General features: G+C 72.9%; 12 protein-coding genes. 7 read left to right on the top strand and 5 right to left on the bottom strand.

All coding sequences use genetic code 11. The features are described from left to right. The first annotated feature begins 56 nt into the window (after window positions 1-56). The 6 genes from glgB to pyk all read left to right on the top strand — a co-directional run bounded on the left by glgB (window position 57) and on the right by pyk (window position 8,991). On the top strand, window positions 57-2,426 hold the full coding sequence (gene glgB / locus ACFVVX_RS14715) for a 1,4-alpha-glucan branching protein GlgB (protein WP_387945266.1): 2,370 nt from the start codon (window positions 57-59) through the stop codon (window positions 2,424-2,426). 104 nt (window positions 2,427-2,530) lie between these two features. Continuing rightward, window positions 2,531-3,241: a hypothetical protein gene (locus ACFVVX_RS14710; protein ID WP_387945264.1), complete on the top strand. Its 711-nt coding sequence runs from the start codon at window positions 2,531-2,533 to the stop codon at window positions 3,239-3,241. Between the two features lie 98 nt (window positions 3,242-3,339). Beyond that, on the top strand, window positions 3,340-3,984 hold the full coding sequence (locus ACFVVX_RS14705) for a hypothetical protein (protein WP_387945262.1): 645 nt from the start codon (window positions 3,340-3,342) through the stop codon (window positions 3,982-3,984). Window positions 3,985-4,107: 123 nt separating this feature from the next. Further along, complete coding sequence (pta, locus tag ACFVVX_RS14700) at window positions 4,108-6,240, top strand: phosphate acetyltransferase (protein ID WP_387945260.1); 2,133 nt, start codon at window positions 4,108-4,110, stop codon at window positions 6,238-6,240. Then, window positions 6,237-7,469 (top strand): acetate kinase, encoded by a 1,233-nt coding sequence (locus ACFVVX_RS14695; RefSeq protein WP_387945258.1) that lies wholly within the window; start codon window positions 6,237-6,239, stop codon window positions 7,467-7,469. The genes pta and ACFVVX_RS14695 overlap by 4 nt, the downstream gene beginning before the upstream one ends. Window positions 7,470-7,563: 94 nt before the next feature. Next, a complete protein-coding gene (pyk, locus tag ACFVVX_RS14690) occupies window positions 7,564-8,991 on the top strand; it encodes a pyruvate kinase (protein WP_387945256.1) in 1,428 nt (475 codons plus the stop codon). A 107-nt stretch (window positions 8,992-9,098) separates the two neighbouring features. Here pyk and ACFVVX_RS14685 read toward each other — a convergent pair whose 3' ends face one another. The 4 genes from ACFVVX_RS14685 to ACFVVX_RS14670 form a co-directional block, all read right to left on the bottom strand. Further along, complete coding sequence (locus ACFVVX_RS14685) at window positions 9,099-10,598, bottom strand: hypothetical protein (RefSeq protein WP_387945254.1); 1,500 nt, start codon at window positions 10,596-10,598, stop codon at window positions 9,099-9,101. Next, window positions 10,595-11,227 (bottom strand): DUF6114 domain-containing protein, encoded by a 633-nt coding sequence (locus ACFVVX_RS14680; RefSeq protein ID WP_387945252.1) that lies wholly within the window; start codon window positions 11,225-11,227, stop codon window positions 10,595-10,597. The genes ACFVVX_RS14685 and ACFVVX_RS14680 overlap by 4 nt, the downstream gene beginning before the upstream one ends. Window positions 11,228-11,361: 134 nt before the next feature. Further along, complete coding sequence (locus ACFVVX_RS14675; RefSeq protein WP_387945250.1) at window positions 11,362-12,027, bottom strand: DUF6230 family protein; 666 nt, start codon at window positions 12,025-12,027, stop codon at window positions 11,362-11,364. Between the two features lie 699 nt (window positions 12,028-12,726). Next, window positions 12,727-13,722 (bottom strand): tetratricopeptide repeat protein, encoded by a 996-nt coding sequence (locus tag ACFVVX_RS14670; protein WP_387945248.1) that lies wholly within the window; start codon window positions 13,720-13,722, stop codon window positions 12,727-12,729. Between the two features lie 423 nt (window positions 13,723-14,145). Between ACFVVX_RS14670 and ACFVVX_RS14665 the strand changes: the two genes are divergently transcribed. Further along, the gene (locus ACFVVX_RS14665) at window positions 14,146-14,751 is read left to right on the top strand and encodes a TetR/AcrR family transcriptional regulator (protein WP_387945402.1); all 606 of its coding nucleotides are present in this window, start codon (window positions 14,146-14,148) and stop codon (window positions 14,749-14,751) included. Window positions 14,752-15,038: 287 nt separating this feature from the next. Here the strand turns inward: ACFVVX_RS14665 and ACFVVX_RS14660 are convergent, their stop codons facing one another. Then, on the bottom strand, window positions 15,039-16,724 hold the full coding sequence (locus ACFVVX_RS14660; RefSeq protein WP_387945246.1) for a methylmalonyl-CoA mutase: 1,686 nt from the start codon (window positions 16,722-16,724) through the stop codon (window positions 15,039-15,041). Window positions 16,725-16,865 lie beyond the last annotated feature (141 nt).

Here is a 16,865-nt window from a genome sequence, read left to right as displayed (position 1 = left end):
CCCACCCCGCCGCCGACGTTCCCGCGGCCACCCCGATCCCGCAGGAGGACCCCGCCGTGACGCCGCTCGACCCGCCCGGCCGCACCACCCGCACCGTGCCCGCCACCTTCCTGGCGGGCACGGACTCCCCTCCGCGCGAGCCCGTGGCGCCCCGGCGGTCCGAGCCGCGCCCCCCGGCGGCCGAGGCGCCGCCCGCCCCCGCCGCCGCGGGCGGTGCGCTGCGACTGCCCGAGGCGCCGCTGCCGCCGGCCGAGGTGGACCGGCTGGTCGGCGGGCAGCACCACGACCCGCACGCCCTGCTCGGCGCGCACCCGGTGCACGGCGGCACCGCGATCCGGGTGCTGCGGCCGCTGGCCGAGCGGGTGGTGGTGGAGACGGCGCACGGCCCGGCCGAGCTCACCCACCAGCAGAACGGCCTGTTCACCGGCCTGCTGGCCGGCTCCGGGCTCTACCAGTCGGGCATGGCCGACTACCGGCTGCTGGTCAGCTACCCCGGCGGGGAGCCGATCGCCCAGTACGACGGCTACCGCACCCCGCCCACCCTCGGCGAGCTGGACCTGCACCTGATCTCCGAGGGGCGGCACGAGCAGCTCTGGCAGGCGCTCGGCTCGCACGTACGCACCGTCGAGGGGGTGGCCGGCACCGCCTTCGCGGTCTGGGCGCCGAACGCGGCCGGGGTCCGGCTGATCGGCGACTTCAACCACTGGGACGGCACCGGGCACCCGATGCGCTCGCTCGGCTCGTCCGGCGTCTGGGAGCTGTTCGTCCCGGGCCTGGCCGAGGGCGCCCAGTACAAGTACGAGATCCGCACCCGCCAGGGCTGGGTGCTCGACAAGGCCGACCCGCTGGCCCGCGCCGCCCAGTGCCCGCCCGGCACCGCCTCGGTGGTCACCTCCTCCGCGTACCGCTGGCAGGACGGCGAGTGGATGGCCCGGCGGGCCCGCACCGCGCACCACCGGGCGCCGATGTCGGTGTACGAGCTGCACCTGCCGTCCTGGCGGCCCGACCTCACCAGCTACCGGGCGATCGCCGAGGAGCTCCCGCAGTACCTCAGGGACCTGAACTTCACCCACGTGGAGCTCATGCCGGTCATGGAACACCCGTTCGGCGGCTCCTGGGGCTACCAGGTCTCCGGCTACTACGCCCCCACCGCGCGGCTCGGCAGCCCGGACGACTTCCGGTACCTGGTCGACACCCTGCACCGGCACGGCATCGGGGTGATCGTCGACTGGGTGCCGGCGCACTTCCCCAAGGACGACTTCGCGCTCGCCCGCTTCGACGGCGAGCCGCTGTACGAGCCGGCCGACCCGCTGCGCGCCGAGCACCCGGACTGGGGCACCCTGGAGTTCGACTACGGCCGCACCGAGGTGCGCAACTTCCTGGTCGCCAACGCGGTGTACTGGTGCGAGGAGTTCCACATCGACGGCCTGCGGGTGGACGCCGTCGCCTCGATGCTCTACCTCGACTACTCCCGCGAGGGCGGCGCCTGGACGCCCAACCAGTTCGGCGGCCGGGAGAACCTGGACGCGGCGGCCTTCCTCCAGGAGATGAACGCCACCGTCTACCGCCGCTGCCCCGGCGTGGTCACCATCGCCGAGGAGTCCACCGCCTGGGACGGCGTCACCCGGCCCACCGACAGCGGGGGGCTCGGCTTCGGGCTGAAGTGGAACATGGGCTGGATGCACGACTCGCTGGTCTACATCTCCAAGGAGCCGGTGCACCGCAAGTACCACCACAACGAGATCACCTTCTCGATGGTGTACGCCTACTCGGAGAACTACATCCTGCCGATCTCGCACGACGAGGTGGTGCACGGCAAGCAGGCGCTGGTCTCCAAGATGCCCGGCGACTGGTGGCAGCAGCGCGCCAACCACCGCGCCTACCTGGGCTTCATGTGGGCCCACCCGGGCAAGCAACTCCTCTTCATGGGACAGGAGTTCGCCCAGGGCGCGGAGTGGGACCACGAGCAGGGCCCGCAGTGGTGGGTGCTCGACGAGCAGTGGCCGGCGGCGGCCGAGCACCTCGGGGTCCGCTCGCTGGTGCGCGACCTCAACCGCGTCTACCTCGACACCCCCGCCCTGTGGGAGCAGGACACCACCCCGGACGGCTTCCGCTGGCTGGACGGCGGCGCCGCCGAGGACAACCTGCTCTCCTTCGTCCGCTACGCCGCCGACGGCAGCCCGCTGGTCGCGGTCTGCAACTTCTCCCCCGTCGTCCGCCACGGCCACCGGGTCGGGCTGCCCGCCCTGGGCGGCCGCGACCAGCTCTGGGAGGAGGTGCTGAACACCGACGACACCGCCTTCGGCGGCAGCGGCACCGGCAACTCCCGCCCGGTCAAGGCCGAGGCCACCCCCTGGAACGACCAGCCCCGCAGCGCCGAACTGGTCCTCCCCCCGCTCGCCACCGTCTGGCTCCGCCCGGCCTGACGGCGATCCCAGGGGGCCGCCGGTGCCGGACCGTTGTGTCCGGCACCGGGCGGCCCCTAGGCTCGCCCTCCGAGAATGATCGTCAGCAGCCGGGGGGCCTGCGCATGTGGCTGTGGATGTTCCTGGGGTGGGTGTACCTCCTCGCCCCGCTGGCCTGCTGGGCCGGCCTGGTCCGCACCCGGGTGGTCGGGGCGGCGGTCCTCGCCGTGCTGACCGGGCTGGCGACCGTGCTCGTCGGCCTGGAGTACGAGTGGTTCTTCAGCCGCGCCGCAGCCGAGGCCGAGGCCGGGTACCCCTACGCGGCGGCCCTGGTGATCCTGCTGGGCGCGCTGGTCGAACGGCGGCTGCGCGGGCCGCGGCCGGAAGGCCAGGCCCGCCGCCGCGAGGTCGGCGCGTCCATCGCGCTCACCGCCCTGGCACTGGTCGGGGTCGCCATCGCCGGCCTCTACTCGATCGCCCGGTTCGAGCCGTTCGCCCCGAATCCGGCCGAACTCCGCCTGCCGCCCGGTCTGACCATCGAGCGCGACTCCGGCTCCGACGGCAGCTGCGGCCTGCACGCCTGCGTCCGGGACCTCTCCATCGGCAGCACCGAGGGCCTGCCGGCCGCCGAGATCGCCCGCCGGCTGCGCGCGGGGCTCGCCGCCGACGGCTGGACGGCGGGTCCGAGGAACAGCCTGCTCCGCCCACACGGCTGGCTGTTGGACAAGCGCGTGACCGAGCTCTACATCACCGAGCTCCCGGAGTCCGTCACGGTGGAGCTCGCCGGCCCGGACGGCGTCGACCGGGCCGCCCGGCTCCTGGTCCCCGGCCCCTGATCCCCGGCCGGCCCCGCCGGGTCCTGCGTACCGGAACCGGGGGGCGCCACCCGGGCGTCTGACTTCCGGGATGCCGCCGTTCGCCGTGTGGGGGGTCGTTGGCCGTGTGGGCCGCGCTGGGAGTGCTGTTCGCGCTGATACCGCTCGCCTTCTTCCTGGCGCGGGCCCGCACCCTGCCGTGGCGGGTGTCCGTCGGCGCCGCGCTGGGGCTCTGGGCGGCGCTGATGTTCGCGGTGGGCTTCGAGCTGCTCCAGCTGCGGAGCGAGGCCGAGCTGTGGGTGCTCTACCTGCCGGTCGCCGTGCTGCTGGCGGGCTTCGGCCTGCTGATGGAGCGGCAGTTGGAGGGCCCGCGCGAGGAGCGGCCGCGCGGCTGGGCCCGGGCGGCCGGTGTCGCCTTCTGGATCCAGCTGGCGCTGGCCGTACCCGCCGTCCCGCTGGCCGCGCTGGTCGCCTTCCACGAGGCCCAGGTGCCGTCCGCACAGGCCCTGCCGGACCTTCCGCGCGGGTACTCCACGCTCCGCGCCGGCCAGGACTGCGGCAGCGGCCACGACGCGGTCTGCTGGCGCACGCTCCACCTGGCCGGTCCGCCCGGGGTGCCGGTCGAGGAGGCCGCCGACCGGCTGCGGCCGCGGCACGCGTGCGAGCCGAACGGCTGGCTGCTCGACCGCCGCAGGCTCTGCACGGACGTCTCCACCGACGCCGGGACGATCGTCTACCGCGTCCGCCTCGGCAGCGGCCTGTAGCCGGCCCGCCGGGACCTCCGTCCCTTGCCCCGGGCGGCGCCCTCTGCTCGCGGACGGGTGTTCGTGGTGCGAAGGTATGGTCGAGGTGACCACTTCCTGAGACGACGGGACGGAGACACCCACGTGGCGCGCAGCGTGTACGTGACCGGCATCGACCGGGGGGACGGCCGGCAGGCGGTCGAACTCGGGGTCATGGAACTGCTCACCCGCCAGGTGGACCGGGTCGGGGTGTTCCGCCCGCTGGTACACGCCCACGCGCCCGGCGAGCCCGGCTCCGACCACGTGGTCGAGCTGCTGCGCGGCCGCTACCGGCTCGACCTCCCCTCCGCCGAGCTGTACGGGCTCACCTACGAGGAGGCCGCCGCGCTGCAGGCCGCCCAGGGGCAGGACGAACTCGTCTCCACCCTGGTCGACCGCTTCCGCGCGCTGGAGCGGCGCTGCCAGGCCGTCCTCGTCCTCGGCACCGACTTCGCCGACACCAACATCCCGGACGAACTGGCCTTCAACGCCCGGCTGGCCAACGAGTTCGGCGCCGCCGTGCTGCCGGTGGTCGGCGGCCGCTCCGAGGACCCGCAGACCGTGATCGCCGAGGTCCGCAACGCCCACCGCGCGTACACCGACCTCGGCTGCGAGACCCTGGCGATGGTCGCCAACCGGGTCGTGCCCGGCAACAAGCAGCGGATCCAGCGCACGCTCACCGAGAAGCTGCCGATCCCCGCCTACGTCATCCCCGAGGAGCCGGCGCTGGCCGCGCCGACCGTCGCCCAGCTGGTCGAGGCCACCGGCGCCGAGGTGCTGCTCGGTGACGCGGCGGGCCTGGCCCGGGACATCCGCGGCTTCGTCTTCGGCGGCGCCATGCTGCCGACCTTCCTGGACGCGCTGACCGAGGGCGCCCTGGTGGTCACCCCCGGGGACCGCGCCGACCTGGTGATCGGCTCGCTGGCCGCGCACGCCGCCGGTGCCCCGCCGATCGCCGGCGTGCTGCTGACGCTCGGCCAGCACCCCGGCCCGAACGTGATGGCGCTGGCCGCCCGGCTCGCCCCCGGCACCCCGGTCGCCGTCGTCCCCGAGGGCAGCTGGCCCACCGCCGCCGCCCTCACCCACCTGGAGGGCCGGCTCTCCGCGGCCAGCCCCCGGAAGGCCGAGATCGCCCTCGGCCTGTTCGAACTGCACGTCGACACCGCCGAGTTGACCAACCGGATCGAGGTCGGCCGGTCCGAGCGGGTCACCCCGATGATGTTCGAGCACGCGCTGCTGGAACGCGCCCGCTCCGACCGCCGGCACGTGGTGCTGCCCGAGGGCGCCGAGGAGCGGGTGCTGCGGGCCGCCGAGATCCTGCTGCGCCGCAACATCTGCGACCTCACCCTGCTCGGCGAGGTCGACGCCGTCCGCCGCCGGATAGCGGGCCTCGGCCTCGACCTCCCCACCGAGAACCCGCCCGCCGACCGCGCCCAGGTCCGGATCGTCGACCCGGCCACCAGCCCGCTGCGCCGCCAGTTCGCCGAGCTGTACGCCAGGCTGCGCGCCCACAAGGGCATGACCGTCGAACTGGCGCTGGACGTCGTCACCGACGTCAGCTACTTCGGCACCCTGATGGTCCAGGAGGGCATCGCCGACGGCATGGTCTCCGGCGCGGTGCACTCCACCGCCGCCACCATCCGGCCCGCCTTCGAGGTGATCAAGACCTCGCCGGGCGCCGCGATCGTCTCCTCGGTCTTCTTCATGTGCCTGGCCGACAAGGTGCTGGTCTACGGCGACTGCGCGGTCAACCCCGACCCGGACGCCCAGCAGCTCGCCGACATCGCCATCCAGTCGGCCGCCACCGCCGCCCAGTTCGGCGTCGAGCCGCGGGTCGCGATGCTCTCCTACTCCACCGGCACCTCCGGCTCGGGCGCCGACGTGGACAAGGTCCGCAAGGCCACCGAGCTGGTCCGCGAGCTGCGCCCGGACATCCTCGTCGAGGGCCCGATCCAGTACGACGCCGCGGTGGACGCCCATGTCGCGGCCACCAAGCTGCCGGGCTCTCCGGTGGCCGGCCGGGCCACCGTGCTGATCTTCCCGGACCTCAACACCGGCAACAACACCTACAAGGCGGTCCAGCGCTCGGCCGGCGCGGTCGCGGTCGGCCCGGTCCTGCAGGGTCTGCGCAAGCCGGTCAACGACCTCTCGCGCGGCGCGCTGGTCGAGGACATCGTCAACACGGTCGCGATCACGGCCATCCAGTCCCAGCGGCAGGCCGAAGGAGCCGACAAGTGAGCGAAGGTACCCGCGTCCTGGTCCTGAACGCCGGCTCCTCGTCGGTCAAGTACCAGCTGATCGACATGCTGGACGGCGCCCGGCTCGCCTCCGGGCTGGTCGAGCGGATCGGCGAGGCCGGCGGCCGGCTGGTGCACACCCCGCGCACCGGCGGGAAGCGGGAGGCCCTCCAGGTCTTCCCCGACCACTCCGCCGCGCTGAAGGCCGTCGCCGAGGAGCTCGCCGCCGACGGCGTCGGGCTGGACTCCCCCGAGCTGGCCGCGATCGGCCACCGGGTGGTGCACGGCGGTCTGCGGTTCACCGAGCCGACCGTGATCACCGACGAGGTGCTCCGGGAGATCCGCCGGCTGATCCCGGTCGCCCCGCTGCACAACCCGGCGAACATCACCGGCATCGAGGTGGCCCGCGCGCTGCGCCCGGACCTGCCGCAGGTGGCCGTCTTCGACACCGCCTTCCACGCCTCGATGCCGGAGTACGCGGCCCGCTACGCGGTCGACAAGGCCGTCGCGGACCAGCACCGGGTCCGCCGCTACGGCTTCCACGGCACCTCCCACCAGTACGTCTCACGGGCCACCGCCCGGCTGCTCGGCAAGGACCCGGCCGAGGTGAACGTGATCGTGCTGCACCTGGGCAACGGCGCCTCCGCCTCGGCGGTCGCCGGCGGGCGCTGCGTGGACACCTCGATGGGTCTGACCCCGCTGGAGGGCCTGGTGATGGGCACTCGTTCGGGTGATATCGACGCGGGCGTGGTGTTCCACCTGCACCGGGTCGGCGGTCTGTCCGTCGACGAGATCGACGACCTGCTCAACCGGCGCAGCGGCCTGCTGGGCCTGTGCGGCGACAACGACATGCGCGAGATCATGCGGCGGGCCGAGGAGGGCGACGCGGAGGCCCGGCTGGCCTTCGACGCCTACGTCCACCGGCTCCGCAAGTACATCGGGGGCTACTACGCGGTGCTCGGCCGGGTGGACGCGATCGCGTTCACGGCGGGTGTCGGCGAGAACGCGGCGCCGGTGCGCGCCGCCGCGACGTCCGGCCTGGAGGGGCTGGGAATCGCGGTGGACCCGGAGCTGAACTCGGTCCGCTCCGGCGAGGCCCGGATCATCTCACCGGCCATCCTTCCTTCGGGAGGCACCGCCCGGGTCGCCGTCGCCGTCGTCCCCACCGACGAGGAACTGGAGATCGCGCGGCAGGCCTTCGCCCTGGTGCACCGGGGGTCGGAGGACTGACAGACCGTCGTCTCGACCCTCGGAATCCTTCGTTGGCGATTCCTCACGATTCGTGCCGAATGCACCTATAACACGAACGGATAGACTGATCCATATGCGCCGAGCGAAAATTGTCTGCACCCTGGGTCCGGCCACGGACTCCTACGAACAGCTGAAGGCCATCGTCGAGGCGGGCATGAACGTCGCCCGACTGAACATGAGCCACGGCACCCACGCGGACCACGAGGAGCGGTACCGAAAGGTCCGCCAGGTCTCGGAGGACACCGGCAAGGCCATCGGCGTCCTGGCCGACCTCCAGGGTCCCAAGATCCGTCTGGCGACCTTCGCCAACGGCCCGGTGACCGTCGACAACGGCGACGAGTTCACCATCACCACCGAGGACGTCCCCGGTGACCAGCACATCTGCGGGACCACCTACAAGGGCCTGCCCGGCGATGTCAAGGCCGGCGACCCGATCCTGATCAACGACGGCGTCATCGCCCTGGAGGTCGTCAGCGTCGACGGCCCGCGGGTGAGGACCGTGGTCATCGAGGGCGGCGTGCTCTCGAACAACAAGGGCATCAACCTGCCCGGCGCGGCCGTGAACGTGCCCGCGCTGTCCGAGAAGGACAAGGACGACCTGCGCTTCGCGCTGGAGCTGGGCGTCGACATGGTCGCCCTCTCCTTCGTCCGCAACGCGGCCGACATCAAGGACGTCCACGAGGTCATGGACCAGGTCGGCATCCGCGTGCCGGTCATCGCCAAGATCGAGAAGCCCCAGGCCGTCGAGGCCATGGAGGAGATCGTCCTCGCCTTCGACGCGATCATGGTGGCCCGTGGCGACCTCGCCGTGGAGTACCCGCTGGAGCGGGTGCCGCTGGTGCAGAAGCGCCTGATCACGCTGGCCCGCCGGAACGCCAAGCCGGTCATCGTCGCCACCCAGATGATGGAGTCGATGATCCACGCCTCGCGGCCGACCCGCGCCGAGGTGTCCGACGTCGCCAACGCCATCCTGGACGGCACCGACGCGGTCATGCTGTCCGCGGAGTCCAGCGTCGGCAAGTACCCGGTCGAGACGGTCCGCACCATGAGCCGGATCGCCGAGAAGGCCGAGGAGGAGCTGCTCTCGCAGGGCCTCCAGCCGCTGAACCCGGGCCGCAAGCCGCGCACCCAGGGCGGCTCGATCGCCCGCGCCGCCTGCGAGCTGGGCGACTTCCTCAACGGCAAGGCGCTGGTCGCGTTCACCAAGTCCGGTGACACCGCCCGCCGCCTCTCCCGCTACCGCTCGCCGATCCCCGTGGTGGCCTTCACCCCGGACTCCGCGACCCGCAACCAGCTCTCGCTGAGCTGGGGCGTCGAGGCGTACGTGACCGAGCAGGTCGGCTCCACCGACGAGATGGTCGCCCAGGTCGACGGCGAGCTGCTGCGGATCGGCGAGCTGAACGAGGGCGACACCGTCATCGTCACGGCCGGCTCCCCGCCCGGTGTCCCCGGCAACACCAACATGGTGCAGGTGCACCACCTGGGTACCCGGAGCGAGTAGGCCCCGGCCCCCGGTACGACCGTACGAACGCCCGTGGGGCGGTCCCTCCGCAGTGGAGGGACCGCCCCACGGGCGTTCTCCGGGCCGCCCGGCCCGGAGACCGGTCGCTACTTGTTGCCGGGGTAGGGCAGGTCGTCGTTGTAGAGCCGCATGCCGGGGATCTTCAGGGTGCCGCCGAACTGGCCGGCCTGGATCGCGGTGACGCCCTTCAGCTCCAGGTCCAGCGGGATCGGGATGGAGCCGATCAGGTCGTACAGCCAGCGCGGCAGGGTGTCCGGGGTGAGGGTGATCTCGCCCAGGTCGATCGGGATCGGCAGGCCGAGCACCTTCGAGAGGTGGCCGGAGAGCCGCTCGACGTACATCGTGACCGGGCCCTTGCGCATCGTCGAGGTCGAGCCCGGGGCCCCCTTGACGTGGAAGGTCTTGCCGTTCCCCTCCAGGGTCGACATGTCGAGGTTGTCGATGTCGACCGTGGAGACCACGAACTTCAGCACCCGCTTGGTGCCGGTGGGCGTCTTCACGTCGTACACGCCGTGGAAGGCCGCGCCGTACAGCGCGAGGCGGGTGGTGAGCAGCGTCCAGTTCTGCTCCGGGACGACGTGCTCGCCGGCCGCCGCGCCCGCCGTCAGGCCGCGGGCGTCCACGGCGCAGTTCGGGTTGGCCGAGGGCGAGCCGGACGGCGTGGCGGCGGTCTTCGCGGAGGGCTTGGCCGTGGCGCCGGCCGACGGCGCCGCCTTCGGGCTCGCCTTGGCGGCGCCCGAGGCCTGGGCGCCGGGCTGGGGCCGGGTGCCGTTCTGAGCCGGCGTACCGGCCTGGGTCGGCGTACCGGTCTGGGCGGCCGAGCCGGGCTGGGCCGCGGGCGGCTGCGCGGCGGTCGTCCCGGCGTCGGCCGGGGGCGCCGGGGCCTGCTGCGCGCTCGCCGTGCCCGCCGCGGGCTGCACCGGGGCCGCCGCGCGGGTGTCGGGGGTGCTCGCGGCCGGCGCCGCGGGGCCGGCGCTCGCCGACGGGCTGGGCGAGGCGCTCGGGTGGAGCAGCTTGCCGACCCCGCCGAGCAGGTCGTCGATCAGCCCGCTCTGGACGGCTCCGGTGCCGCCGCCCTGGTACACGGCGGCGACCGCGCCGGTGGTGGCGGGAGCGGTGGCCGCGGTCCGGGTGGGCGCGGGCGCGGTGGCCGGGGCCTGGGTCGGCACCTGGGTGGGCGCGGCGGTCGGGGCCTGGGTCGGCGCCGCCGTCGGGGCCTGGGTGGGGACGGCCGTCGGGCCCGTCGTCGGAGCGGCCGTCGGGGCGGTCGTCGGGACGGCGGTGGGCCCGGTGGACGGACCGTCGGTCGGCGGGGTCAGCTCGCTCTTGGGAACGGGCGTCTCCTCCACCGGCGAGACGTCCGGGACGGACTCCGGCGCGGTGGCGCACGGCTTGCCGGCCGAGGTCTCGGCGATGGCCGATCCGGGCGTGTAGGCGGCGGCCATCAGCAGCGCCGTGGGCACCGCCGCCATCGCCAGCGCGCGGCCTCTCAGCCGGACCCGGACGGGCGTCCGGGGTGCCGCGTGCCGGGCGGTGCGCTGCTCGGGCAGGGCCGGCCGGTCCTGCCGGTCGTCCGAGCCGGTCACCGTGCCTCCTTCCGGTCCCCGGACTGCTGCTGCGGGACGGTGCCCTCGGCGGCCTGGTCCGTGGCGGGGTGCGCGGGCGCGCCCTGGTCGGGGACGACCGGCAGCGGCGCGGTGGCGGGCTCGGTCGCGGCGGTAGCGGTGACGGTGGCCGCAGTGGCAGCGGGTGCGGTGGCCACCGACTGCGCGGTGGCCACCCCGGCGGCGTCGGCGGCCTCCGGCTCGGGCAGCGGCGCCCAGGCGACCATCAGGCCGCCGCCGATCAGGCCCGGCAGCAGCGCCATCCCGAAGCCGGCCAGGTTGGAGACCGGGATCGAGACCAGGGTGAGCAGGGTGGTGGCGACGCCGGAGAAGACCCGGATGGCCGGCTGGAACCAGGCGGTGAGGCCGAGCACGACCAGCAGGACGCCGATGATCAGCGAACCGGCGCCGGCCGTGGTCGCCATGGTCACCGTCATGCCGCTCAACGAGAGCTTGGCATACGGGAAGTACATGACCGGGACGCCGGCCATCATGGCCAGCAGGCCCCCGTAGAAGGGACGGGTCCGACGGAAGTTACGGATCACCCGACGCACCCACTGCGCGGGGTTCTCGTGCTCGGCGGGCCGCAGCCCGGCAAGGGCGCTGGACACGATGCAGCTCCTCGATGTCGTGAACGAGGGGGAAAAACGGGACGAGGAGGACCGGGGACGGCGCGCGCACCGCCCCCAGCCCCCCGGGTGCCGTGGTCGGTGACGGGCCTGACGGCCCGTCACCGGTCAACGGCCTAGTAGCACTCGTGGCCGCCGTCGGTGTGCAGCGCGAGCTTCAGGCCGTTCAGCTTGAAGGTGCCGGCCGAGGTGGCCCAGGCGGTCTGCTTGACGTCGAGCAGGTCGGCCGCATCGGCGGCCTGGGCGAAGCCGACCCCGCCGGAGGGCAGGCCCGTGCCGAGCCTGGACTTCCAGTTCTGGGTGGCGGAGCCCTTCAGGGTGGAGGCATCCTGACCGATGTTGATGTTGGTGAAGGTGGCGTCCGCGCTCAGCTGGTCGAGGTCGATCAGCAGGTTCTCGGCGGAGACCTGCTTGTCCTTGTCATCGGTGTTGCCGGCCTCCAGACGGAGGGTGATCTTCGGCAGCTTCCAGGGCAGGCCCGGGATGATGTTGGGGTCGGTCACCACCGACTGGCAGAGGCCCTTGATCCGAGCCTTGTCGAAGGCCGACACGGCAACCGGGTGCGGCGTGCCGTTGGACTCGGCGTCGATCGAGCCGAACTGCGCGAAGTTGGTGCCGTGCAGCTCCTGTGCGGTGACCTTGAAGCTCTGGCCGGAGACGCTGAACGAAGCCGCCAGAGCGTTGTTCGCCAGCGCGACGCCCACCGCGGCGGTGGCCGCGAGGCTGGGCACCATCACCAGGGCGAAACGCTTCCAACGGGTCTTGCCGTGGGTCTGGGACATGCGAGTCCTCCTTCTAGGACGTACATCTCCGGCTCCCCGGCGGTGCGTCCCGCACCGGTGGGGGCCTGGGATGGGAGAGAGCTACGTCCTCGGTAGCGGAGAGCGCCTTGGGCGTCGTCGGACGCGGGAGCGGCCGGTGTACGGCTGCACTCCCGTCCCGGCACCGGCCACCCTTGCGGGGCGGCGGGCAGGACCGACGACATCGGCGATCACCCCCGAGCGACAACCAGCGACCGCGCGGGCCGCGCGGCCGGTCGAAGGACAGGAACCGCCGTGGGACCGCGGATACCCCCCTGCCCTTCCTGCCGACGGCCGGGGCCGACGGCTCGCCCGGTGGGGATCCCTCGCTCCGCTTCACCGACCGACTGTCGGAGGGTTTGGAGTCTGGGACCGGGCGTCGCCGATCGTGCTTGAATCCCGGGCGAAGCACAAGGGGTTCATTACTGACGGGTAATCCAACAACAGACGCCGTCGATCATGGAATCGGCCGCTCGCGCACCCTGAGTGATGTCTTGAAGAAATCGTGACGGCGAAATCCGCCGGAAACGCCAGTGAAACACCCGTGGGTGGTCACATAAAGTGACCACCCACGGGTGTTGTCAAGATTTGGTAAACCTCTGCTCCGATGACCGGATTGTCGCCAAATCGTCAGCGACACCGCAGGTCATCAACCGTGCCGGAACGGACCTTCCGCAGGCCTCAGAACAGCACGCGGGCCAGCGCACCGCGCGCCGCCGTCACTCGCGGGTCGTCGGTGCCGATCACCTCGAACAGCTCCAACAGTCGTACCCGCGCGGCGTCCCGGTCCTCGCCGAAGGTCCGCCCGACGGTGTCCACCAGCCGGCCGAAGGCGTCCTCGACGTGACCGCCGACCAGGTCCAGGTCCGCCGCCTCCAGCTGGGCGGCGACGTTCTTCGGGTCGGCCGCGGCCGCGGCGCGGACGGCCTGCGGGTCCAGCACCTCCACCCGGCTCAGCAGCTGCGCCTGGGCCAGGCCCAGCTTGGCCTCGGTGTTGCCCGGCTGGTCGGCCAGCACGTTCCGGTAGGCCTGGACGGCGCCGCCCAGGTCGCCCCGGTCCAGCGCCTCGTGCGCCGCCGCCAGGGCCGGGTCCTCGGGCACGTACGGGCCGGCCTCGCCCGCCTCCGCGGCGGGCGCCCCGGCGCCGCCGACGATGCCGAAGCGCTGCTCGGCGACCAGGATCAGCTGGTCCAGCACCTTGCGGACGTTGGCCTCGCTCTCCGCGCCCTGGAACAGCGGCACGAGCTGGCCGGCCACCACGGCCATCACGGCCGGGATGCCCTGGATGCCGAACTGCTGCGAGATCAGCGGGTTGGCCTCGACGTCGATCTTGGCGAGCACGATCCGGCCGGCGTACTCCTCGGCCAGGTTCTCCAGGATCGGGCTGAGCTGCTTGCAGGGCCCGCACCACTCGGCCCAGAAGTCGATGACCACCGGCACTTCGGTGGAGCGCTGGACGACCTCGGCCTCGAAGGTGTCCTCGGTGACGTCGATGACGAGCGGGTAGTCCGCCTGCACCGGGGCCACTCCGGCCGCTTCGGCGGCGGCCGCCTGGCGGGCCCGCTCGGCCTTGGCCTGCTCGGCCTTCTGGGCAGCCTCGCCGGCTGCCTTCACTGCGGCGAGGTCGACCGCACCGCGCAGGGCGGAGCTGTTGGGACGCGAATTCCGTGGCTGCATGGCACTATCCTCCCCCGTCTGCGCTGTCGGCGGGCACCAACCACCGGGAAAGTCGCTCCGCGCGGGCCGCGCGGGCCCGCTTCCCTGGCGGGAGCCCCTCCCCCGGTAGCCCGAACCGTTCGGCGCGGATCCCCACCCGCGCCTGCGCCGCCCCCGTCCCACGGGTTGCGGCGCCTGGTTGTCACTGCTTTCGCTACAGGTCGTAGCGTAACTGGACCGAGGCCCCCCGCCGCAACCCCCCGGGGCCATCCCGGGACGTGAGCTGCCCCACTTTCCCGCCCGGCCAGGCTGACCTGGACGGCGAACAGTCGCTACCGTTACCAGCCCCACCCAAGTTACTTACCGGTAGACCGCAAGGAGGCCCCGGTGTCGGCCGCCCAGCCCCCCACGACCGCGCCGAGCCAGGACGCGGAGAACACCGCGATCCGCGCCAAGGGGCGCCCGCGCAGCGCCGCCGCCGACCTCGCGATCCTGGACGCCACCCGCGAGACCCTGGCCGAACTCGGCTGGGGCGGGCTGACCATGGGCCACGTCGCCACCCGCGCCAAGGTCGCCAAGACCACCCTGTACCGCCGCTGGCCCTCCAAGAACGAACTGGTGGTCGACGCCGTCGCCAGCCTCTTCGACGAGCTGGTGATGCCGGACCTCGGCAGCCTGCGGGCCGACATCGAAGCCGTGGTGGCCCAGTTCGCCGACCTGCTGGCCCGCCCGGAGACCCAGGCCGCGCTGCTCGCGCTGTTCGCCGAGGGCACCCGCGACCCGCAGCTGCGCCGGCGGATCCGGGAGGCGATCGTCGACCCGCAGAAGCACCTGGTCCGCCAGGGCCGGGCCGCCGCCCAGACCCGCGGCGAGCTGCACCCGGACGGCGACCCGGTGACGGCCTGCGAGGAGATCGACATCATCTTCGACACCATCGCCGGCACGGTCGAGCACCGCGTGCTGGTCAGCGGCGAGCCGATCACCGCCGAGTGGACCCGGCGCTTCACCAACCTGCTGCTCGGCCCCTTCCCCAGCCTCGCCGGGGACTGAGCGGCCGCTCCCCGGCCCGCCCGGGGACCGGGTGCCCAGACGGCGAGAACCGCCCCGCAGCAGGCTGCGGGGCGGTTCTCCACACCATCACGCGATCGGCCGGGCCGGCCTCGCGGGCCGGCCTAGTGCCGCGTCAGGCAACGTTTGCCCGTCAAGGGGCGGCGTCCGGTGCGTGCTATCGGCGTGCCGGCCGGAAGCCCTCGTACTGGACGTACTTGGGCTTTCGGCCGGTGCGGCGAGAGTGCGTGCCGGGCGTCGCGACGGGGCGAAGGTTGCCTGACGCGGCACTAGAAGACGGCGGACTCCCGGTACGTGCCCCACTCCTCGCGCAGCGCGTTGCAGATCTCGCCCAGGGTGGCCTCGGCCCGCACCGCGTCCAGCATCGGCGGGATCATCGACTCGCCCGAGCGCGCCGCCGCCAGCATCGCGTCCAGCCCGGCCCGCACCGCCGCCTCGTCGCGGGCCGCCTTGCGCTCGGCCAGCGCCCGCACCTGCTCGCGCTCGACCTCGTGGCTGACCCGCAGGATCTCCAGCTCGGGAGTGACGCTGCGCGGGTGGCAGTTGACGCCGACGACCCGCTTCTCGCCCTTCTCCACACCCTGCTGGTACTGGAAGGCCGCCTCGGCGATCTCCCCGGTGAAGTAGCCCTCCTCGATCCCGCGCAGGATCCCGGAGGTGATCGGCCCGATCTCGTGGTCCTCCCGGCCCTTGTCCAGGATCCGCCGGAAGATCTCCTCGGCCTGCTCCTCGATCCGGTCGGTGAGCGCCTCGACGTACCAGGAGCCGCCCAGCGGGTCGGCCACGTTGGTGATGCCCGTCTCCTCCATCAGCACCTGCTGGGTGCGCAGGGCGATCTCGGCGGCCTGCTCGGAGGGCAGCGCCAGGGTCTCGTCCAGGGCGTTGGTGTGCAGCGAGTTGGTGCCGCCGAGGACGGCCGACAGCGCCTCCACCGCGGTGCGCACCACGTTGTTGTACGGCTGCTGCGCCGTCAGCGAGACACCGGCGGTCTGGGTGTGGAAGCGCAGCCACTGCGCCTTGTCGGTCTTGGCCCCGAAGCGCTCGCGCATCCAGCGGGCCCAGATCCGGCGGGCGGCGCGGAACTTCGCGATCTCCTCGAAGAAGTCCAGGTGCGCGTCGAAGAAGAAGGACAGGCCGGGCGCGAAGACGTCCACGTCCAGGCCCCGGGAGAGGCCCAGCTCGACGTAGGCGAAGCCGTCCGCCAGGGTGTACGCCAGCTCCTGCGCGGCCGTCGCCCCGGCCTCGCGGATGTGGTAGCCGGACACGGAGAGCGGCTTGTACGCGGGGATGCCCCGGGCGCAGTAGGCCATCAGGTCGCCGATCAGACGCAGGTGCGGCTCGGGGGAGAAGAGCCACTCCTTCTGGGCGATGTACTCCTTGAAGATGTCCGTCTGGAGGGTGCCGTTCAGCACCGCCGGGTCGACGCCCTGGCGCTCGGCGGCCACCAGGTACATGCAGAAGATCGGCACGGCCGGGCCGCTGATCGTCATCGAGGTGGTGACCTCGCCGAGCGGGATGCCCTTGAACAGCACCTCCATGTCGGCGGCCGAGTCGATGGCCACACCGCAGTGGCCGACCTCGCCGAGCGACTTGCCGTCGTCCGAGTCGTACCCCATCAGGGTCGGCATGTCGAAGGCGACCGAGAGGCCGCCGCCGCCCGAGTCCAGGATCATCCGGTAGCGCTCGTTGGTCTGCTCGGCGTTGCCGAAGCCGGCGAACTGGCGGATGGTCCAGGTCCGCCCCCGGTAGCCGGTGGCGTGCAGACCGCGGGTGTACGGGTACTCGCCCGGCCAGCCGATCCGCTCGAAGCCCTCGACGGGCTGCCCGGGAGCCGGTCCGTAGACCGGCTCGACCGTGTCGCCGGACAGGGTGGTGAAGTCCGCGTCCCGCTTGCGTGCGCTGTCGTACCGCTGCTGCCAGCGCTGCCGCCCGCGCTCGATCTCCTCGGCGTCCATGGCCCCGAACTCCGCTCCGTACGGCCGCCACGGTAGCGGGGCGGCACAACTATGAGGACGTCCTACTAATTTACTCGGACGTCCTAGTACTTGTCGATGGCGACAGGCCGGGGTGGTGGATGAACAGCTGCGCAACGGCAG

This window comes from Kitasatospora sp. NPDC058170 (assembly GCF_042883905.1).
Taxonomy (GTDB): Bacteria; Actinomycetota; Actinomycetes; order Streptomycetales; family Streptomycetaceae; genus Kitasatospora.
The sequence above is the reverse complement of the archived record's forward strand: the minus strand, read 5'-3'. Positions and strand labels throughout refer to the sequence as shown.